This is a genomic window from Paenimyroides tangerinum (assembly GCF_003865405.1).
Lineage (GTDB): Bacteria > Bacteroidota > Bacteroidia > Flavobacteriales > Flavobacteriaceae > Flavobacterium > Flavobacterium tangerinum.
Window position 1 is genome coordinate 13,616 of the sequence record NZ_RQVQ01000032.1, and the last position, 19,859, is coordinate 33,474.

Annotated in this window: 21 protein-coding genes; 9 read left to right on the plus strand and 12 right to left on the minus strand. The window is 29.2% G+C overall.

Annotation, left to right across the window (positions count from 1 at the left end):
* Positions 1-23: 23 nt before the first annotated feature.
* The 4 genes from EG240_RS12450 to EG240_RS12465 form a co-directional block, all read right to left on the minus strand.
* Entirely contained in the window at positions 24-494 is a 471-nt protein-coding gene (locus EG240_RS12450) for a lipocalin family protein (protein WP_158612025.1), read from the minus strand.
* 82 nt (positions 495-576) lie between these two features.
* Entirely contained in the window at positions 577-903 is a 327-nt protein-coding gene (locus EG240_RS12455; protein ID WP_125019719.1) for a DMT family transporter, read from the minus strand.
* Positions 904-969: 66 nt separating this feature from the next.
* Positions 970-1,533 (minus strand): Crp/Fnr family transcriptional regulator, encoded by a 564-nt coding sequence (locus tag EG240_RS12460; protein WP_125019720.1) that lies wholly within the window; start codon positions 1,531-1,533, stop codon positions 970-972.
* Between the two features lie 100 nt (positions 1,534-1,633).
* Complete coding sequence (locus tag EG240_RS12465) at positions 1,634-1,897, minus strand: (2Fe-2S) ferredoxin domain-containing protein (protein WP_125019721.1); 264 nt, start codon at positions 1,895-1,897, stop codon at positions 1,634-1,636.
* A gap of 78 nt (positions 1,898-1,975) precedes the next feature.
* Between EG240_RS12465 and EG240_RS12470 the strand changes: the two genes are divergently transcribed.
* On the plus strand, positions 1,976-3,040 hold the full coding sequence (locus tag EG240_RS12470) for a DUF3810 domain-containing protein (RefSeq protein ID WP_125019722.1): 1,065 nt from the start codon (positions 1,976-1,978) through the stop codon (positions 3,038-3,040).
* Between the two features lie 2 nt (positions 3,041-3,042).
* On the opposite strand, the gene EG240_RS12475 is transcribed toward EG240_RS12470, so the two are convergent.
* Positions 3,043-4,335 carry an NAD(P)/FAD-dependent oxidoreductase gene (locus tag EG240_RS12475; protein ID WP_162497966.1) on the minus strand — a complete coding sequence of 431 codons (1,293 nt, stop codon included), beginning with the start codon at positions 4,333-4,335 and terminating at the stop codon, positions 3,043-3,045.
* A gap of 147 nt (positions 4,336-4,482) precedes the next feature.
* On the opposite strand from EG240_RS12475, the gene EG240_RS12480 reads away from it, so the two are divergent.
* Together EG240_RS12480 and EG240_RS12485 are read left to right on the plus strand one after the other, a co-directional pair.
* Positions 4,483-4,977: an RNA polymerase sigma factor gene (locus tag EG240_RS12480; RefSeq protein ID WP_125019723.1), complete on the plus strand. Its 495-nt coding sequence runs from the start codon at positions 4,483-4,485 to the stop codon at positions 4,975-4,977.
* Between the two features lie 7 nt (positions 4,978-4,984).
* Positions 4,985-5,617, plus strand: a complete 633-nt coding sequence (locus tag EG240_RS12485; RefSeq protein ID WP_125019724.1) for a hypothetical protein — start codon at positions 4,985-4,987, stop codon at positions 5,615-5,617.
* A gap of 151 nt (positions 5,618-5,768) precedes the next feature.
* Here the strand turns inward: EG240_RS12485 and EG240_RS12490 are convergent, their stop codons facing one another.
* The 5 genes from EG240_RS12490 to EG240_RS16520 are packed head-to-tail and all read right to left on the minus strand — an operon-like array spanning position 5,769 to position 8,080.
* On the minus strand, positions 5,769-6,275 hold the full coding sequence (locus EG240_RS12490) for a GNAT family N-acetyltransferase (RefSeq protein ID WP_125019725.1): 507 nt from the start codon (positions 6,273-6,275) through the stop codon (positions 5,769-5,771).
* On the minus strand, positions 6,275-7,210 hold the full coding sequence (locus EG240_RS12495; protein WP_125019726.1) for a DUF1801 domain-containing protein: 936 nt from the start codon (positions 7,208-7,210) through the stop codon (positions 6,275-6,277). The genes EG240_RS12490 and EG240_RS12495 overlap by 1 nt, the downstream gene beginning before the upstream one ends.
* A gap of 3 nt (positions 7,211-7,213) precedes the next feature.
* A complete protein-coding gene (locus EG240_RS12500; RefSeq protein ID WP_125019727.1) occupies positions 7,214-7,639 on the minus strand; it encodes a DUF1801 domain-containing protein in 426 nt (141 codons plus the stop codon).
* 55 nt (positions 7,640-7,694) lie between these two features.
* Entirely contained in the window at positions 7,695-7,868 is a 174-nt protein-coding gene (locus EG240_RS16515) for a hypothetical protein (protein WP_158612026.1), read from the minus strand.
* 38 nt (positions 7,869-7,906) lie between these two features.
* Entirely contained in the window at positions 7,907-8,080 is a 174-nt protein-coding gene (locus tag EG240_RS16520; RefSeq protein ID WP_158612027.1) for a hypothetical protein, read from the minus strand.
* Positions 8,081-8,213: 133 nt separating this feature from the next.
* Here EG240_RS16520 and EG240_RS12505 point away from each other — a divergent pair, with 133 nt between their 5' ends.
* Positions 8,214-9,317, plus strand: a complete 1,104-nt coding sequence (locus EG240_RS12505) for an MBL fold metallo-hydrolase (RefSeq protein WP_203229317.1) — start codon at positions 8,214-8,216, stop codon at positions 9,315-9,317.
* 41 nt (positions 9,318-9,358) lie between these two features.
* Here the strand turns inward: EG240_RS12505 and EG240_RS12510 are convergent, their stop codons facing one another.
* Positions 9,359-11,221, minus strand: coding sequence for a hypothetical protein (locus EG240_RS12510; RefSeq protein ID WP_125019729.1), 1,863 nt, complete (start codon positions 11,219-11,221; stop codon positions 9,359-9,361).
* 16 nt (positions 11,222-11,237) lie between these two features.
* Complete coding sequence (locus EG240_RS12515; RefSeq protein WP_125019730.1) at positions 11,238-12,389, minus strand: ABC transporter ATP-binding protein; 1,152 nt, start codon at positions 12,387-12,389, stop codon at positions 11,238-11,240.
* A gap of 172 nt (positions 12,390-12,561) precedes the next feature.
* Between EG240_RS12515 and EG240_RS12520 the strand changes: the two genes are divergently transcribed.
* The 5 genes from EG240_RS12520 to EG240_RS12540 all read left to right on the plus strand — a co-directional run.
* Positions 12,562-13,116, plus strand: coding sequence for a LemA family protein (locus EG240_RS12520; protein WP_125019731.1), 555 nt, complete (start codon positions 12,562-12,564; stop codon positions 13,114-13,116).
* A 6-nt stretch (positions 13,117-13,122) separates the two neighbouring features.
* Positions 13,123-15,147 (plus strand): DUF2207 domain-containing protein, encoded by a 2,025-nt coding sequence (locus tag EG240_RS12525; protein WP_125019732.1) that lies wholly within the window; start codon positions 13,123-13,125, stop codon positions 15,145-15,147.
* Between the two features lie 52 nt (positions 15,148-15,199).
* A complete protein-coding gene (locus EG240_RS12530; protein WP_125019733.1) occupies positions 15,200-16,969 on the plus strand; it encodes a DKNYY domain-containing protein in 1,770 nt (589 codons plus the stop codon).
* Between the two features lie 17 nt (positions 16,970-16,986).
* On the plus strand, positions 16,987-18,324 hold the full coding sequence (locus tag EG240_RS12535; RefSeq protein ID WP_125019734.1) for a hypothetical protein: 1,338 nt from the start codon (positions 16,987-16,989) through the stop codon (positions 18,322-18,324).
* On the plus strand, positions 18,321-19,859 hold a 1,539-nt coding region (locus EG240_RS12540), incomplete at its 3' end, for a WG repeat-containing protein (protein WP_148096351.1). The genes EG240_RS12535 and EG240_RS12540, both read left to right, overlap by 4 nt.

The window sequence follows — 19,859 nt, forward strand, 5'->3', positions numbered from 1 at the left end:
TTTTATAATCGGAGTTTTTTATCTTATTTATATAAATGATAAGTCAAATTCATTATTAGAAGTTGACCTTCGTACATTTCTTCTGCATTTAAGGTTAATGATAACTTATCACCGTTAATTTCATATTCAAAAACTTGTGGAGTACCAGAAATATTAACTGTCAATTGTGAGCCCGAAACGGTATAGGTGCCAGTTCCTTGAGTTACTTCACCATTTTGATATTGTTTTTGATATAAAGTAACAACGTTTCCTTCTTTAAATTCAAAATACAAATCTAATTCATTTGTTACATCTGTACCAACTTCATCAGTGATTACGTTATCACCTAATTGCATTTTCAAATCAATTTCACCTAATATCCATTTTCCTAAAATTTGCTGTTCAATACTTAATTCAACTTCTTTTGTTACATTATCATCACTTGAACAAGAAATGAATGTTGAAGATGTGGCAATCAATGCTAAAATGCTTAGAGAGGTTAAAAGTCTTTTCATTAGATATATGTTTAAGTTATTTTTTACAAATATCAAACACATACCAATTTTAAAATTGTATAATTGGGACAACCGTAAAAAATTAACTAGAAACATATTTCAAACCAACGATTGATGCAATTAAAGTTGTAATAAAAAAGATTCGTAAAAAACTTGCTGGTTCTTTGAAAACAAATATTCCAACTAAAACCGTTCCTACTGCTCCAATTCCAGTCCAAATGGCGTAAGCAGTTCCAATCGGTAAAGTTTGCGTAGCTTTAATTAAAAGTCCCATACTAATAAATAGAGCAACTAAAAATCCAGCATACCAAAAGTACATTTCGTTTCCGTTTGTTTCCTTCGCTTTTCCTAAACAAAAGGCAAAAGCTACTTCAAATAATCCTGCGATAATTAAAATAATCCAATTCATTATTAAATATTTTTGACAAATTTCGGAAGATCAAACGACAAAAAATTTAACAAATGATAAAAACGCCTATTCTTTTTCGGCTCGAATTCTACTTAAACTCACTTGGGTTATTCCTAAATAAGATGCAATATATCCAAGTTGCACACGCTGAAATAAATTTGGATTTTGTTTTAGTAGCTCGTGATAGCGTTCTTTGGCAGTTTTGAATTGATGCGAAATCAATCGCTCTTCGGTGAAAATCAATTCTTGTTCTGCGAATTTTCTTCCCCAATTGGCAATATGAATATCTTCATCAAAAAGATTACGTAATTGCTGTGTGTTTATTTTGTAAAACTCACCATCTTCTAAAAGTTCAATATCTTCATAGCCCGGTAAATTTGAAACATAACTTCTCATTGAAATCACAACGAAACCTTCAGAACCAAACCAAAAAGTAACATCATTATTTGGAGTTTGAGTAAATGCACGAACCATTCCTTTCTTAATAAAATAAATATCGTTTTCTATACGATTTGCCCTTAAAAGTAAATGTCCTTTTGGAAAATGGACTTCTTCAATAAAACCTAAAAGTTTATTTTTTGAGGATTGCGGTAATTTATAAATCGAATCTAAAATGGAATTGATATTCATATTTTTTTTTGAATATTTTTATCATTTAATCAAAACAAAAAAACGTTCATCAATGAGATAAACGTTTCTGTACAAAATAAAACAATAATTAATTATAAAACTATGCTACGATATATTTTTCAAATATCTTTCTAGCTTTCTTTTCGGTAACTTCCTTTTTATATTCTTTCTCAGATTCAATATAAAAAATAGGTGCTTTTTTGCATAAACCTTGACATTTCATTTTCTGAAAAACCACTTTCTCATCCAATCCAGATTCAGAAATTAATGATTTAAAACAAGATTTTGCATCATCATTATATCTACAACATTTTTTTCCGTCGCAGAAATAAACTACATTGCAAGAAGATTTACACTTACCCATTTTTTATTAAATTAATTTGGAACAAATATAAATAATTATTTTTATTTGTTCTAAATAAAAACGTTAATATATTCTAAAATGAAAAAAATAGTTGGCTATATTTTTGCAATCGCTATCTTACAATTGTTTCTGACTTTTCTTAAAAGAACACCTTATACTATTGAAAAATATTACAGTTCCAATTTTTATTTAGCTATTCAAACGATATTAACTTATTTTAATAAATGGACCAAAATTTCAATTGGCGACGTACTTTATGTATTAGTCGTAATTGCAATTATTTATAAAATCATACAATATATTCGAAAGAAAGAAGACGTTTTAAAAAATATATCGGGTTATGTTTTACAAACAATTTTTCAATTTATATTATTCTTTCAGATTTTTTGGGGATTAAACAATTTACGAGTTCCAGTTTCAACAAAATTAGAAATTGATACAAATTATGAATTAGCAGAATTGTATGATTTGACTGAACAATTGATTCAGAAAACAAATGCTTTACAATATGAAATTACCAAAAATGATTCGGCTAAAGTTGACTTTGAAAAAGATTTAAAGGCTTTTAATAAAGCCTCGAGAAATGGATATAAAAAGTTGGAAGATAGATTTGATATTGCTCTTATAATACATAGCGATGTAAAAAAATCGTTGTTTTCTAGTTTCTTAACTGGAGCTGGATTTAGTGGTTATTTGAATCCATTCACACACGAAGCACAAATTAATTATGACATTCCTGTTATTGGAATGCCAGTTACAGTTGCGCACGAAATCGCACATCAAAAAGGAATTGCTACAGAAAGTGAGGCGAATTTCTTTGGTTTTTTAGCAATGAATAGTCAAGAAGAAATAGATTATCAATATGCTGCAAATCTATATGCTTTGAAATATTGTTTGAAAGAAGTTCGTATAAACAATGAAGAGAAATTTTTGCAGTTCTATGACCAATTAAATTTCGGTATCCAAGAAAACATCTCAGACTCTGAAAAATTTTGGCAAGAAAACAAAAATTTCTCTTCAAATATTTTGAAAAATGTATATGGAAATTTCTTAAAACTAAACAATCAGAAAGATGGAATTCGATCGTATAATCGATTCGTTGACTTATTGATTAATTACAACAAAAAATATCCTTTACCGTGAAATTAATTTCCGTGTTCGATTCCTTTTTTCTTACGATAAGGACGAACAATGATACGTGATTCTCTATCGAATACAAAATAGTTGTAAACCCAACTCCAGAAAACCAACATTCTATTTTTAAAACCGATTAAAGATATTAAGTGAATAAACATCCAAACAAACCAAGCAAAAACACCATTAAAATGTAATTTTGGTAAATCAACAACAGCTTTGTTACGACCAATTGTTGCCATTGAACCTTTATCGTTATAAACGAATTTTTTCAATGATTGCTTTTTAGACAAACGCTCTAAGTTTTCTGCTAATAATTCACCTTGTTGAATCGCAGGTTGTGCCATCATTGGATGACCGAATTTAAATTTCTCACCGTACATTGCAGCTACGTCTCCGATAGCAAATACGTCTTCAAATCCTTCAACTTGATTGAAATCGTTTACACGAATACGTGAAGCTCTATCAACTGCATCGTTAACTCCGTCAACCGCTGCTCCTTTAACTCCAGCAGACCAAATTACGGCTTGAGAATGGAATTCTAAATCACCAGCTGTTGTAACAACATTACCATCGTAATTTGTAACTCTTACATCTAAATGTATAGAAACACCTAAATTTTTTAAATATTTAGCAGCTGCTTTAGATGATTTTTCACTCATCGCATCTAAAACACGATTTGTACCTTGAACCAAATTGATTTCCATCATAGATAAATCTAAATCAGGATAATCTTTTGGAAGAACTGCTTTTTTCATTTCAGCTAAAGCACCAGCAAGTTCAACACCAGTTGGTCCAGCTCCAACAATTACGAAATTCATTAAAGATCTACGAACTTTCTCATCATTAGTTTGTAATGCAAGTTCGAAATTTTCAAGAATTAAACTACGAATATCTAAAGCTTCAGGAATGGTTTTCATCACCATACTGTTCTTTTCGATGTCTTTATTACCAAAATAATTATTAGTCGAACCAGTAGCAATTACAAGGTAATCGTAATAAATTGTACCAATGTCAGAAATAACTTTCTTACCAAATGTATCCACTTTTTCCACATTTGCCATGCGGAAAAAAGTTTCTTTGTGTTCTTGGACAACTTTACGAATTGGATAAGCAATCGTTCCAGCTTCTAATCCACCAGTTGCAACCTGATACATTAAAGGTTGAAAATTGTGATAATTATGTTTATCTAACAATACGACTTGAAAATTTCTATTTTTAAGCTGTTTAGCTATAGAAAGTCCTCCGAAACCACCTCCGATTATTACGACTCTAGGATTACTAGAATCTGGAATATTCATCATAATATTTTGATCTTTTTTGTACTTTGCAAAATTACGAATATATTAGTAGAAAAAATGTAATTTTCCAATCTTAACAAGCTTTTGCAATTTTCTTAAAAAATTAGAATAAAAATGTAACATAAATAAATTTTAAGCTACTTATAGTTCATGAACCCAAAATTAGAAGGCGAATTTGTCGGGCTTTTAGAAAAAAATCAGAATATAATCCACAAAATATGTAGATTATACACCTCTGACCAAGATTCTCATAAAGATTTATTTCAAGAAATTTCCATTCAATTATGGAAAGCTTTTCCTAATTTTCGTGGGGAATCTAAATTTTCTACTTGGGCTTATCGCGTTGCCTTAAACACAGCAATTTCTCTTTATCGGAAAAGTACAAGAAGCATCGATACTAACGATATTGAATTGAGTATTCATCGTATTAAATATGAAGAATACAACGATGAAGAAGAAGAACAAATCAAACTTTTATACAAAGCAGTTAAACAATTAAACGATATTGAAAAAGCGTTGGTTTATATGTATTTAGAAGATAAAGATTACACCGAAATCGCCGAAACATTAGGTATTAGCGAAGTAAACGCCCGAGTTAAAATGAATAGAATAAAGACAAAATTAAAAAAAATTGTAAATCCTTAGATTGAATATGGAAGAGTTAGATTTACTTAAAAAACACTGGAAAAAAGAAGACGATTTACCCAAAATTTCAAAAGATGAAATTGGTGTAATCATACATAAAAAATCATCATCTGTTGTTAAATGGATTTTCATAATAAGCGTAATCGAATTATTACTTGGTTTCGTATTATTATTCTTTATGAATTCTGACGATAAAAGTATGGTTTTACTTATGGAAAAAAATTCTTTTTTGAAGTTTATTGATAAATTTTCTTATGTGTTATATGTAGTCGTTATCTATTTTATATATAGATTTTATACTATGTATAGAAAAATTTCGGTTGGTGATAATACAACTAAACTTATGGAAAACATTATTCAGACTAGAAAAGTGGTAAGACATTATATGTTGTTCAATGTTATTACTTTCTTTTTGATGTGCATTTCTGTGAGTTGGATTGTAATTCAAGATCGTATTTATAATGAAGGATTTAGTCAACATCATTTATCTTCGATTCAATTTGTTATTCTTTATGCAGTTATGTTTTTTGTTATTGCAGTTATGACCGTTATTTTCTGGTTAATTTATAAATTGATTTATGGTTATTTCCTTAGAAAACTTCAAAAAAACTACAATGAATTAAAAAATAATGAAGCATAAAAAAAATTAGAATTAGTTTTTGTAAAGATTAGTGAAAAGTTCTTTTAAATAATCTTTACAAAAACTTTATTATTTCAAATATTGTTGGAGTTTTAAATTAACTTGAAAAGGATGGTGTTTTTTTGGATATTATTCTGTTTATGAATTTAAATTATGAACAAATTCGTTTTCCTAAAATAAGTAACGATCGTTCGATATCATCAAGAACGGCAATGTTTGGAAAATTGCCCCAAACTTCAAAACCGAAATTTTGGAACAATTTCACACTCGGTTCATTATGTGCAAAAATAAAAGCTAAGACATCTTTAATTCCAAAAGTTGGTGCTTGTTGTAAACTGTATTCTAAAATTTGTTTTCCATAGCCATTTCCTCTAAAATTTTGATCTAAATAAATACTAATTTCAGCGGTTCCGTTATAAGCAGGTCTGCCGTAAAACGATTGAAAACTCACCCATCCAATCACTTCATTATCTAAATTTTCAATCATCCAAAGTGGTCGGAAATTAGTTGAATGCTCATGAAACCATTTTAATTTATCATCAACAGAAACTTCTTCCGTATCTGCGGTAACCATTCGAGAAGCAATAGTTGAATTATAAATGGCAACTATTTTGGGTAAATCGTCAAAGGTTGCATTTCGATATTTTAAAACCACCATTATTTTCTTTTTTGGTATTTATCATTTAAACCTTTTCCTTCTAGAATCATAGGTTTGATTTTTTCTAAACGCGTTATTTTTGTTTTCTCTTGTTTGGCTTCGTCGATATAAATTATATATTCGTTTTGCTTACTAACAGACAATTTATAAAAAGCTTCATTGAAATATTTATCATTAGAAAGTGCTTCTGCAAGAATCCCAACAGCAGTTTTTGGTGGTGCTTTTACTGGTTTAAACTCAATGCCGTTTTTAACTAATTGAATCGCTTCGTTTATGTATTTCAGAATCAAATCTTCGTCCATTTCGTTTACATCTGTAAAGCGCCATTGTCGTTGTGCATGCGTACGACCTTCAGAAGCCGCGATTAAAACTTGGTGTTCATCTTCAAGAAAAACACCTTGAAAAAACCACAAAGCAAAATGATTTTTAAAACCTGCGTAAGAAATTACATTTTTCCCATCGAAAACATAAACATCTCCGCCCCATTTAAACGTTTTTTCTAATGGTGTTCGTGCAATGATTTGTTCCATTTTTTCAATGGCATCAAACCATTTTTCGTGATGCTTTTTCCAATCAGGAACTTGTTTATCTCTGAAGATTTCTAAATTATAATTTACTATTTTTCGGATTAAATCTTCAGGAATTTCTTTATCTAAAGGTAATTGAATCGCACCTTTTGAAGTTTTATAATCGATTAAATCTTTTTGAAAAAATTCGATTGCTTCAGCACCTGGATAGATTCCCAAATGATTTTTGAACATCGCAAAATGAATCAAATTTCCATTGAAACGAAACGTTGGCATTTTATAATTAATTGTTTCAGTTGCCTCGGGAGCAAGTTCTGAAATTAATTTACGAACTGCTTGTAAAAGATCTTGCTTTTCTGAATCGAATTGTTGAATATAATCATCAATATTTAGGATTTCAGTTTTCATAATTTAAGAAATTCGTTCGTACTTTTCAGTTACAAAATCAATCGATTGTTGCATTAATTCATTCAAAATATCAATATCAATATCACTCATTTTCTTGACGTAAATACAAGCTTTTCCCATCGTAAATTTCCCTAATTTCTCAACCGTTGGAAGATGTTCATCTGCGCCAGAAAACACATACAATGAAATGGCAGCTTTGCGAGGCGAAAAACCTAGAACAGGTGCATCACCTTCGTGTCCGCTTGCATATTTATAATGATATTGACCAAAACCAATAATTGACGGTCCCCACATTTTTGGTTCTTGTCCTGTGATTTCAGACATTAAATTAATCAATTGATACGAATCATTTTTTTTGGTCTCGTTTTCTAACTTTTCGACAAATTCGATTACGTTTTCATCCGTAAAAATGGTTTTATTCTTTGCCATAACAACGTTTTTTGATTTTGTAAATAAAAGAAATTTTTCTTAATGTTTAAAACAATCAATAATTCAAATTCTCTAATAAATATTTTCTTGAATTCGCTGTTACTTCATGACTTGAATTTGTTTCAATATCCTGATAAGTTTCGATAAGTTTAAATCCGTTATCGTAAAAAAAATTCAAAAGCGCTAGATATGAGAAAAATTCCATTTCAGAATTATCGCGTTTCAACATGGTTTTATTTTTAAATTCTTTGTTTGAATATCTTTCATCTAATTGGCCATAATCAACAGAAACATAAGCTTTTTCAAACAACGTTCGTGGAATGATTTGAATTTTTGAACATACTTTGCTGGAATTTCTTTAAGCGGAATGTTATTTACTTCTTGTGCATTTCCAATAAATCCAAAAACAAGAATAAAAAAGGCAGTAATATACGTTTTCATAGATAAATATTTTTAGGCAAGGAAATAGCAAAAGTTGTTCCAAAACATTAATATAACTTTAAGATTGAATTGTTTATTTTTACATGCCCATTTAAAGAAAATGAAACAAACTACTAGAAAAAGATTGCGAAAAATGCTTTATATATTTTTAATTTTCATCGTTACGATTACGATTGGAACATTATTGTTTTTACAACATCCGTTGTTTGGAAAAACAGCAAGCGGAGAACGTTTAATTACGGTTCAAAATTCGGAAAATTTTAGAAATGATAAATTTCAAAACTTATCTGAAACTCCAGATTTAACAGAAGGTATTACTTATCCAGATATTTTTAAAGATATGTTCTTTAATAAATCTGAATATGCAATCCCAACAGATTCTATTCCGACAGAAAAAACAAATTTATTAGATAAAAACATCGAAGAAAATTTTATGGTTTGGTTTGGACATTCGTCTTATTTTATGCAGATTGATGGTAAAAAATATCTAGTTGACCCTGTTTTAACCGAAAATGCCTCACCAATTTACGGAACAAATACAGCTTTTAAAGGCGCGAATAATTACACAGTTGAAGATTTACCTGAAATTGATTATTTATTGATTTCGCACGACCATTACGACCATTTAGATTATACAACTATCAAAAACATCAAATCAAAAGTAAAACACATTGTTTGTGGATTGGGCGTTGGCGAACATTTTGAATATTGGGGATTTGATAAAAATAAAATCATTGAAAAAGATTGGAATGAAAGTTTTGAAATCGATTCGGAAACTAAAATTACTTTAACTCCAGCAAGACATTTTTCGGGTCGTGGTTTAAAGCGTAACCAATCGCTTTGGACTTCATTTGTTTTAAAAACAAAAACGATGAATTTATATTTAGGTGGCGATAGCGGTTATGATTTTCACTTCAAAGAAATTGGTGATACATACGGTCCGTTTGATTTAGCTATTTTAGAAAATGGACAATATGATTATAAATGGAAATACATTCATATGTTGCCCGATGAAGTTTTAAAAGCTGCTTCTGATTTACAAGCTAAACGTTTATTTCCGGTTCATTCTTCAAAATTCAAATTAGCTAATCACAGCTGGAAAGAACCTTTAGAAAAAATCACAACATTAAATGATTCGGCTTTTGTTGTTCCGATTATAACTCCAAAAATTGGAAGTTTTATCGATTTAAATAATCCGAACCAATCCTTTGAATATTGGTGGAAAGATGTAAAATAAGAAATGCCTTCAGAAAATAATCTGAAGGCATTTTTTATAAACTATTCTGGTGAAGCTTTCCATTTTTTTATCACACTTGAATACAATAGAATAAATAAAATTCCACATATTAAAAAAGTAAAACTCCAAAAACTGATTCCCATTGAATCTAGAATAGTATCACAAGGTTTATACTCGATTAGTTTAGCATTTAATTCTCTACACGCTGATTCTTGATGAGCTGCAATTGTTCCGATTATTAAGAAAACATAAGCTACAAATCCGTTTAAACTGATGTTTATCAATATGGAACGGAATAGTTTGGAACCAAAATTTGGAGCAATTAATGGCATTAATATAATGAATGCACCTAATATAATTCCATAATAAAAAACCATAAAGATAATTTTTTCACCAGCTACAAAAGCGATTCCAATAAAGAATAGTGAAGAAACTAATCCAACTACTCCAGCAGAAATGATACTGAATAATAACGCTCGTAAATTGGTTACTCTAAAACTAAAAATTAAAGTACTGAACGAAAAAGCCATCCATAAGAAAATAGCTATTGAATCTGCAACAAAATTATTATTCTTAACCTCATCGACATTTGCTAAAAGCGATTTCAAATTATCAATTTCGTAATAATTCATTTTGGTTGCATTTTTTATAAATTCTCTACGTTCTGTAACCAATGGATTTTCTTGTGTGTTTCCTTCTCCATTTGAATAGGTAACGGCTTCAGCAGCTACAACTTCAGGAGCAACTTCATGAGCAACTTCATGAGCAATAACTTGACTTTCATAATACGTTGGATAATCGTTATATCCATCAAGAACAGGTTTGTTCTTTAGTATAAAATTCTGAACATCAAATGTTGGTGGATTAAATACCAATTTTAACCAGATTTCATCTGTTAGATTATGTTTGATTTGATAGGAATCTGAAAGTGCCAAAAATTCATTAAATAATTGTTTGAACTCTTGTTTATTCGCTCGTTTAAGTAGTTCTACAACTTGCTTATTTTGTCGCATTCCGATTGAAGAATCTGCTTCTTTTTCTTGAGGATATTCATCATAAAATCTATTGTAATTATAACCTTTACCGGTTCCGAAGGTGTATAAAACATTTGAAAAATTCCCAAAATTCATATTGGCATTTTTGATGTAATCAGATACATCAGCTACATTCTTTTTAAAATAGAAAATACATTTTTTTTCTTGTTCATTAGAATAAGCCAAAGGAATATAATTTTCAGCTTCTCTTTGTGGATAAACAAATCGACCTAAACTATCTCTTTCTGTAACGGTTACCGAATAAACTTCGTTAAACTGATAATACGAATCGTAATAAGTGTAAACTTTTTTAGAAAAATCTATTTTACTTGGGTCGGTTTCGCAATATAAATTTGCAAAAACTTTTGGATATTGTTTTTGTGTAATTAAATATTCATTAGGGTCAAAAGTTAAAAACGGATAAACTTTATTAATCAGTTCAACCTGTTTTATCATCGTGGCATCGTCATATTTGGTATTAATATAAGTTTGGAATCCAAACATATATGAATAATAAAAAGTCGTACTTGCGAATATGATTATGAAATATTGCACAAATTGTCCGAATAAACTAAAACTCGATGTTGGATAAAAGTTCTTGAAGGAATTGTTCTTAAACATATAAACCAGCCAACCTACAATTATTAAAATAGAAATAACAACATTTGCGAGAATGAAACCACTTTCGAAATAATCATCAGCAACATAATAACCTTGTAAACTAACAGGATCTAAATGTGAAATTATTCCAATTATGAAAAACACAAGATGGATACAAAAAGTGATTAATAGAATCCAAACTAATTTGGTGTTCCAAACGGATGGAAAACGTTCTAATATTTTTTGATTTATTTTTGAAAAAATGCTCATTTGATTGTGGTTTTAATTAATTCATAAAGAATCTACGAGTTGAAGTCGAAATGTTTCGAATGTAGGTCAATGGCGTTTTTGATTTACCAAGAGTAAAAATCACATCGTGAAACTCGGTTTTCGAATCGAAATAAACAACATAAATTCCACCGTTAAAAATCATTTTTTGCAAACCTAATTCTGCAAAAACTTCTTGTAATTGTTCACGAGTTGCTTTGGTATCTAACTCAATAATTAAATCAGTAGCTTCCAAAATTTCTTGTTCTGCATTTTCTTTATAACGACCATTTTTCAAGAAAATAACTTTGTCTGACATTTTTTCAACTTCGAACAATTGTTGTGAACTCAAAATCAGAGCAATTGGATTATTTACCGAATTTGCGATTGCTTTCAAATCTTCAAGAATCACTTGTTGTGCCAAAACATCTAAGTTTGCCAAAGGTTCATCTAACAATAAAATCTCTGGTTTGCGAAGTAAAGTTCTAGCCAATTCAAAACGCATTTTGTAACCAGAAGAAAGTTCGTTCCATTGTAAATGTTTGTATTTCCAAAGTCCCAAACGTGCAATCATCAATAAAACTCGAGTTTCTATTTCTTCGGGTTTTGTGCCATAATTTGCCAAGACAAATTTTAAATTATCTTTTAAACTTCCGTACCAACGTTCGGTTCGTTGAGGAATGTAAATCAATTTGGTACGTAAATCGTAATCGCTATTCGCTTTTATATTAAAATTAAAATCTAAAGTTCCTTGATTGTACGAAATTTCTTTCGCTAAAATTCGAAGTAAAGTAGTTTTTCCGTTTCCGTTTTCACCAACTAAACCATAAACTTGACCTTTGTTTATTTGTACAGAAACCGGCCCCAAAGCAAATTTTGAAAATCCATAGGTTTTGCAAATATCTCTTGCATTAAGAACAGGAATTTCTCTAGAAGTTTCAACAACCTTTTGCTGTTTCACATCGTTTAAAAGCTCTTTTGAACGTTTAATTAATTCAACTATTTCATTCGGATGCGTTTCTTTCCAATCGGTTAGTTCAATTGCTTTTTGATAAATAAGCATATTTTGAGTATCTGTTACACAATCCAATAACTTCCGAAATCCTAAAAGAATATCGTTGTTATCCAGAAAGTTATAAACTTCTTCAACTCTTGTTTGATGTAAATTCATAAGTGATTTTATTTTAAAACGATTAAAAATACATAATTATTTACAATATAAATATTAACTAAGAAAAAAATATATAAACGAAATAACTATTTAAGATAATTAAAAACTAAAATTCAAGATTATATATTAAATTATTATATTTATACTAATTTTTTAACCTAAATAATTTACAATGGGAGTTTTATTATACTTAATAGTTCCAATTGCGTTAATCGCCTTGTACGCAATCTTAATTTACAATTCACTAATCAAAAATAGAAATCTAGTTGAAGAAGCTTGGAGCGTGATTGATGTGATGCTTAAAAAACGTTATGACTTGATTCCGAATTTAGTTGAAACCGTGAAAGGTTATGCAGCTCACGAAAGAGAAACTTTACAAAGTGTCATCGAAGCAAGAAATCAGGCTATAAATACAAAAGATGTAGAAAACAAGCAATTCGCAGAACAAACCTTGAATCACGCAATGATGAATTTGTTTGCGCTTTCAGAAAAATATCCTGATTTGAAAGCGAATTCAAACTTTCTACAAATGCAATCAGATTTGAGTGAAATTGAAACAGATATTGAAAAATCTCGTCGTTATTACAACGGAACGGCACGTGAATTCAATATCAAAATTGAGATTTTCCCAAATAATATTATCGCAAATATGTACGGATTTGTCAAAGCGAAATTCTTTGAAATTGAAGATTCAACAGAAAGAACCACACCACAAGTAAAATTTTAATCAACTATGAAAAAACTTTTTTTGTTTTTAATATTCATTTTGACATTTGTTTCAAACGGACAAACACGAATTGAGCAAATTGAACATACCGAAGAAGAAATAAATAATTCTTCTACAGATGAAACCAATCCTATTGTTGATGAAAACAGCAATAATGATTACGAGAAAATTCTTAATTATAAAGTTGACATCGTTGTAAATACGAATTCAAGTTTAGAAGTTACAGAAACGATAAAGGTTAATAGCAAAGGAAACAATATTAGTCGAGGAATTTTTAGAACATTTCCTACCAAACGAAATCTAAACAATCAAAGTTATAAGGTAAAATACAACATCATTTCCATCAAAAGAGATGGCGAAAAAGATGGTTATCATAAAGAAACTTCACCTGAGTATTTGAAAATTTATATTGGTAAAGAAGATGTGATTCTTGACCCAGGAATTTATACTTATGAAATCAAATATGAAGTAAACAAACAAATTGGATTTTTTGATTCGTATGATGAATTATATTGGAATGTAAACGGTACAGATTGGGATTTTGATATTGATGAGGTTGAAGCAACTGTTCATTTACCAAACGGAGCAGACATTTTACAAAATGCTTGTTATACTGGTAAGTATGGAAGTAACGATAAAAATTGCAATAGCAAACAAATCAACGAAACTACAATGGTTTGGAATGCTAAAAATTTAAATTCTAAAGAAGGTTTGACTATTGCTGTTGGATTTAAAAAAGGAATTGTATTTCCGCCTCCGCCTCCAGGATTTTTAGAGATTTACGGAATCACTATTTTGTTGATTATTGCTTTTGCTTATTTGAGTTATTATTGCTATAATCTATGGAAAGAGCACGGAATTGATCCTGAAAAGCCAACCGTTTATCCGCAATTTAGTCCGCCTAATAATTTATCTCCAGCTGGAGTTAGCTATTATCACTACGAAAAAAACCGAAAAAATAACATCACAGCTACGTTAGTCAATTTAGCCGTAAAGAAATACATCAAGATTGAAGAAATAAACAATAAAAAATATTTTGGACTTTCAACTCATAAAGCATTTGTACTAACAAAACTTAAAGATGAAAAAGTTAATAATCTGCCAGAAGAGGAATTTTATTTAATGAAAAACCTTTTTCGGAGTTCAATTTCTGTAACTATTGATGGTGAATATCAAAGTAAAATTAGTACCGCTTTTATAAATTACGATAGTTCATTAAGTAAACAATTTGAACCTTTACTAAAATCAGGAAGGAACTTAAACTTACTTCTAAAACCAATGATATTGTTTCTGACGATATTTCTTTTAAGCTTTATTATTTCAAGTTATTTAGCTGATTCAGATTTGTTGAATTTAAGTGTAATTTTACTTTTCAGCACAGGAATTCCAGTTGCAATTCTATATGTAATTCGCAAAAAAACACAACATTTAGGAATTGGATGTGTTCAAATCATTATTGCACTAATGATTTTTGGAAATTTAATTACTTTACTATTTATTGTATTAAATACAGTGTTTGACAGTTCTGTAAATTTAGGTTTACGAGCTACTTTTATTTTCTTTTTATTTGGAATTATCGGAATGTTTTTGATGCGAAAAATAATCAAACAACCACCTTTGGAAAGACTACAAATTCAATCGGATATCGAAGGTTTTAAAATGTATTTGGCTGCAGCCGAAATCGAACAAATTCAGTTTCATAATGCGCCGGATATTACGCCAGATATTTTCGAAAAGTATTTGCCTTATGCAATCATATTTGATGTTTCTGATATTTGGGGACGAAAATTCAATGCTTTACTTCAAAAGTCTCAAATTAACTATCAACCCGATTGGTATTCAGGAAGCCCGTTTGACACAATAAGATTTGGTTCAGCAATTGGTTCGAGTTTAACGGAAACATTTAATTCAACATCTACACAACCTAGAGAAAGTTCAGGAAGTTACAGCGGCGGAAGCTCAAGTAGTGGTTCATCTGGAAGCGGTTCATCTGGCGGCGGAGGAGGTGGCGGAGGAGGTGGCGGTTGGTAATTCAACCAAAACTTTTTTAACAGTAATTCAATTTTATAAAGCAACATAAATTATGTTCTATAAATATCGATATATCTTTTACATAATAATTGGCGGACCATTTCTAATTGGTATTCTGCTAATTATTGGATTGATTTCTAATTCAGGTAGTGAACAAAAATTACAAAACAACTTAGTCGAAATCAATGATGTTTTTTCTAAGAATCAAGAAAATGTATATGCAACAGTTCCTCATAATGGCAATTATGAATTATCAGGTGTATCAGTAAATGATTTCAAAACATTAGAAGACAATAATTCCGAAAATGCACACATCGGAAGAAATACGAAAAATGTTTATTCGGGCAACTTGATTCTAGAAGATTTAAATCCCAATTCCGTAATTACAATCGGAAACAATTATTATACAGACGGGAAAACCACTTATTACAGTAATAGAACTAGTGAGCGAAACAAAAAAATAGGTTTCCTTCACCAAATTCTGCAACTAACAACTTATAATTTTGGCATTACAAGTAAACCTCAAATTTATTGGTATCCGTTTGTGAAACTTGAAGATAACCTAAAACTTCGAAAATTAAATGGATATGCTTTAGCAGCTTCGGCAGATAAAGTATATTTTGAAGGAAAAGAAATGCCTAAAGCAAATCCGCTGAAAACAAGACCAATATTCAATACTGACAATAGTGATAATTATAGATATTTTACAGATAAAATTTATAAATATTTTACAGATGAAATTCACATTTATTACGAGAATCAATTAATCGATTTAGCTTATAATACTGAAATCATCGCACCAAATTTTGAAGGTGAATTACCTTATAGTAACGAATATTTAATAGATTCTAAAAATGGAAACGTAATTGTTGACGCTCGTTTATTTCCTAAAGAAAATGCACCGTATAAAATTTTGAGTACAAATCTAAAAAATGCAAATCAGGTCTTATTCGCTTCTAAAAACGGAATTTATTATTACGTGGCTACAAAAGAAAAGATAGAAAGAATGGGCGAAAACCCATTTAAAAACAATGATTTCAATTCAATTTATGGAGGTGTAATAAATTCAAACAATGAACTATATTATTTAACAATCAGTAACGATTGGAGCTCTAAAAATGGTTTAAAAAGCAGAAACACAGAACTTAATTTGTTAGAAAATGTACGAGCAAATGATTTGGTCCGTTTAGATAATGACCAGAATAATATTGGAAGTATTTGGAAAGCAAAAAACAGATACTTTTTCTTTGATAATCAAAGAGATATTCAATTTTATAAAAGTTCTATTTATGAATTCGTCAATCCTGAAGATGCAATTAATCTTCTAAAACAAGAAAACATAAGATACAATGACCTTGAATCATTAAAAGAACAGGAAAAACTAATCATTCCAAATCATACAAATTTTGGAATAGCAAAAACGAAAGCTGAATCAGAAAATTCGTCTTCATTAATTACTATTTCCGCCGTTAGCCTTGCATTACTTTTGGTATTGGGATTTGTTTTTAGAAACAAAATATTCAGACCATATATTTTCGAAGATGGTTATTTAATCGTTAATAGCATCATCGTTAGTAAATATAAAATATCGAATATAGAAGAAGTTGTTTTTAATTTAAAATATGATTATAGAAGATTTGTAACCACATTTAAGATTATAACCAAAGACGGCAAAATCAATAAATGGCACGGATACTTACGAACCTTATCGCTAATTAATCCTGCGAATGCTAACATTGATGACTATTTAGAAATACTTCAAAAAGAGTTGGAACAAAAAGGAATTAAAAGCAGAATTGAAGTTGTAAATAGACCAAATTAATAAATAAAAAATCACTTATGAAAAAATCAAATATCGCAATGCTTTGTTTTATGTTGCTTTCGAATGTTTTATTCGCGCAACAGAACATTGATTTTGCAAATTACAATACACTCGAAAAAGTTAGCGCTTTTTTCAATGATAAATCAAACAAATCTGATTTTGCTTATGGATATTACAAAACTTATGAGAAAGGATTTTGGAATGGAATTCCAGTAGAAAATGTTGTTTTGAGAGAAAGTTCGATTGAATTTTCAACACCTTCTACATTAACAAACTCGACTAAAAAAATTAGCGAATTCCTAATTAAAAATTATAAGGAAGATGTAGTGATAAACAAAGATTATTATGAAACAAAATACAAGATTAACACGGAAGGAATTACTCTAACTTTCGATGTTGATATCGATGAAAATGAACAAATTTCAGAAGATACTAAAGCCAATATGGTAATTGTGTTTAAAGAAATAATTGATAATCCACTTGCAAAAATTTCTTCAAAGATTAAAACAAATCCAAATGGAACGGACTATTTCTTAGATTTAGATTTCTTTCAAGTTACTCCAAAAGTATTTCTAAACGGAATTCCAATTTATCAAAATATAGCAAAAAGTAGATACATAAATGATGATAACATTTATCTAAATCGGTACATTTTAAATTCAAAAAATCCAATTACTTTAAAGTTGATAATTGAACCTGGAAATGATGAAGACGGAAAACCATATAAAACAATTCTTAAAAATTCTTATATCAAAACAATTTTAGAATCAAATAATTCTAACGGAACCAATTCAAAAAAGCGAACCATTTATGATAATCAGCAATATGTTACGGATACGATTGTAGAAAATGGTAAAACACGATATTCATCTTATCCGGGAACTTATAACTATGGAAAAAAGAATCTTGAATTTGAATTCACATTTATACCTCAAGTTGACTATGAAGTTACTGGATGGAGCAACGGAAAAGACCTTAGAAAAGAAAAGGATTTAGAACAAAAAATCAAGAAGTTTTATGCCGATTTTGGAGATTTGATTATCAACAAAGACATCAATAAAATAACTGAATTATTATATGATAAATATTTCGAATTTTATACTGCTAATTATAATTCAGGCGAAAAAAAATCTTACGACGATTACGAATCATGGCTCATAACTATTGATAGAAGTTTTAAAACCACATTAGCAAACGAAACCAAATTATATATCAGTGATGATGGTAAACTGGCTTATTTAGAACCGCTTGACAAATCAACTAACTTAAAAGCTGTTGGGCGTGATTATATAAAAGATATTGATTTTCTGTTTTATATAGATGAGAAAACTAACCAATTAAAAATTATACGATGAAAAAAAATATTTATTTATTTCTATTGGCTTTACTATCACAAACTTCTTTTGCTCAATTTGAAGGATATGAAAATGCGACATCAAACAAAGAATTAATTGAATTTTTAGAAAGTGACAAAGGTAAATTTGAACGTTACATAAATTTATTTACTGAAACTAAAGAACCAACAGAACCACGAGAAGCTAAACCTATAAAATTTGAATTTAATCAGGCTGAGTTTGATAGACAAGTTGAAGAAAAAAGTCATTATAATTTCAAATTTATTAATGATATCAAAAATGATAAAATCGTAGTTTATTTTCTCAAAGATCATAATGTTTACAGTTCATTAGATGACTTAGGAGCACAGATTTATCCTACAAAAATCTATTATCACGATGGAACTACCGAAATTCCTGTAGAAAAAAAATCATTATCACGTTCATTTCCAAATGATTTAGAGCTTAAAAAAGCAGTTAATAAATTCGATACCGAGTTCGTTTTCTCAACACCAAAGCAACTTGATAGTATCGTTATTCCAGTTAAAAACAAGCTAAAATCAAAAAGTAAAGGTTTTGATTTCGAAATAATTAAGAAAGACGACCAATCAGTTACGTTTAAAACCAATTATCCAGACACAGATTTTATAGAAGTTCAAGCTATTTCAGAAAACAATAAACGTATCAAGAAAAAAAGTTACACAATATTATCAATTACTCAAGAATCTTTCAAAGAAGCCTCGAACAAATTGATAAAACAAATTGACAAAGTTTTAGCCATCGCAAAAAAAGATTCGTTAATGGATTTTGAGAAATTCAAAGTAAAATTCTTTTCAAATCTTGAATCCTTAAAAAACGAAACTGAAAACATATTCAACAAGGATTCTAACGAATCATACATAACTTATACTTTTGGAGCTCCTGTAAAACAATTGATTATGTATTATAATGAGGGAGTTTATGAACGTAAAATTAACAACACAATCACGTTGAAAAAAAACCAACCTTATCTTTCGAGCTATGAAGATGGTAAAATATCTTTTTACGATCTAAATGGAAAATTAATAACAGAAATCGAAGGAAATTATTACTATGAAAACGAACGTTTTTATACGGATTTAAATCGATATTATTATTTTGATTTAAGTAAAAAACAGATGATTCCGCTTTCTTATTATAAGATTGAAATCGTTTCAAACAATTTTATTTTAGCTAAAGAAGATGACGAATCTCCTTTTGAATTAATTGATGGAAATAATAAGAAAATAATGACCGTTGATGGTTATAATTACGATAAAGATTTTGATGTTACGTTGATTCACTCAAATAATAAATATTATATTCTAAACAATCAAAATCAGGAACCTATCGAAATTAAAAATATAGACAAATTATCCTATGCAGAAAAAGGTTATTTCGTTGCGAATAAAAACAATAAATTCGGTTTCGTTGATTCAAACGGGAAAATCATAATTCCAATTGAATATGATGAAGTACAACCTTTCGATGATTTTGTTGACTTAACCTATCAAGACGTTTTGTTTGGAGTTAAGAAA

Coding starts and splice junctions, on each gene's coding strand:
- EG240_RS12465 (WP_125019721.1), bottom strand. CDS start 1,897: ATGGGTAAGTGTAAATCTTCTTGCAATGTAGTTTATTTCTGCGACGGA.
- EG240_RS12485 (WP_125019724.1), top strand. CDS start 4,985: ATGGAAGAGTTAGATTTACTTAAAAAACACTGGAAAAAAGAAGACGAT.
- EG240_RS12500 (WP_125019727.1), bottom strand. CDS start 7,639: ATGGCAAAGAATAAAACCATTTTTACGGATGAAAACGTAATCGAATTT.
- EG240_RS12460 (WP_125019720.1), bottom strand. CDS start 1,533: ATGAATATCAATTCCATTTTAGATTCGATTTATAAATTACCGCAATCC.
- EG240_RS12515 (WP_125019730.1), bottom strand. CDS start 12,389: ATGAATTTACATCAAACAAGAGTTGAAGAAGTTTATAACTTTCTGGAT.
- EG240_RS12520 (WP_125019731.1), top strand. CDS start 12,562: ATGGGAGTTTTATTATACTTAATAGTTCCAATTGCGTTAATCGCCTTG.
- EG240_RS16515 (WP_158612026.1), bottom strand. CDS start 7,868: ATGTTGAAACGCGATAATTCTGAAATGGAATTTTTCTCATATCTAGCG.
- EG240_RS12495 (WP_125019726.1), bottom strand. CDS start 7,210: ATGAAAACTGAAATCCTAAATATTGATGATTATATTCAACAATTCGAT.
- EG240_RS12490 (WP_125019725.1), bottom strand. CDS start 6,275: ATGGTGGTTTTAAAATATCGAAATGCAACCTTTGACGATTTACCCAAA.
- EG240_RS16520 (WP_158612027.1), bottom strand. CDS start 8,080: ATGAAAACGTATATTACTGCCTTTTTTATTCTTGTTTTTGGATTTATT.
- EG240_RS12510 (WP_125019729.1), bottom strand. CDS start 11,221: ATGAGCATTTTTTCAAAAATAAATCAAAAAATATTAGAACGTTTTCCA.
- EG240_RS12470 (WP_125019722.1), top strand. CDS start 1,976: ATGAAAAAAATAGTTGGCTATATTTTTGCAATCGCTATCTTACAATTG.
- EG240_RS12475 (WP_162497966.1), bottom strand. CDS start 4,335: ATGATGAATATTCCAGATTCTAGTAATCCTAGAGTCGTAATAATCGGA.
- EG240_RS12450 (WP_158612025.1), bottom strand. CDS start 494: ATGAAAAGACTTTTAACCTCTCTAAGCATTTTAGCATTGATTGCCACA.
- EG240_RS12525 (WP_125019732.1), top strand. CDS start 13,123: ATGAAAAAACTTTTTTTGTTTTTAATATTCATTTTGACATTTGTTTCA.
- EG240_RS12530 (WP_125019733.1), top strand. CDS start 15,200: ATGTTCTATAAATATCGATATATCTTTTACATAATAATTGGCGGACCA.
- EG240_RS12505 (WP_203229317.1), top strand. CDS start 8,214: ATGCTTTATATATTTTTAATTTTCATCGTTACGATTACGATTGGAACA.
- EG240_RS12480 (WP_125019723.1), top strand. CDS start 4,483: ATGAACCCAAAATTAGAAGGCGAATTTGTCGGGCTTTTAGAAAAAAAT.
- EG240_RS12535 (WP_125019734.1), top strand. CDS start 16,987: ATGAAAAAATCAAATATCGCAATGCTTTGTTTTATGTTGCTTTCGAAT.
- EG240_RS12455 (WP_125019719.1), bottom strand. CDS start 903: ATGAATTGGATTATTTTAATTATCGCAGGATTATTTGAAGTAGCTTTT.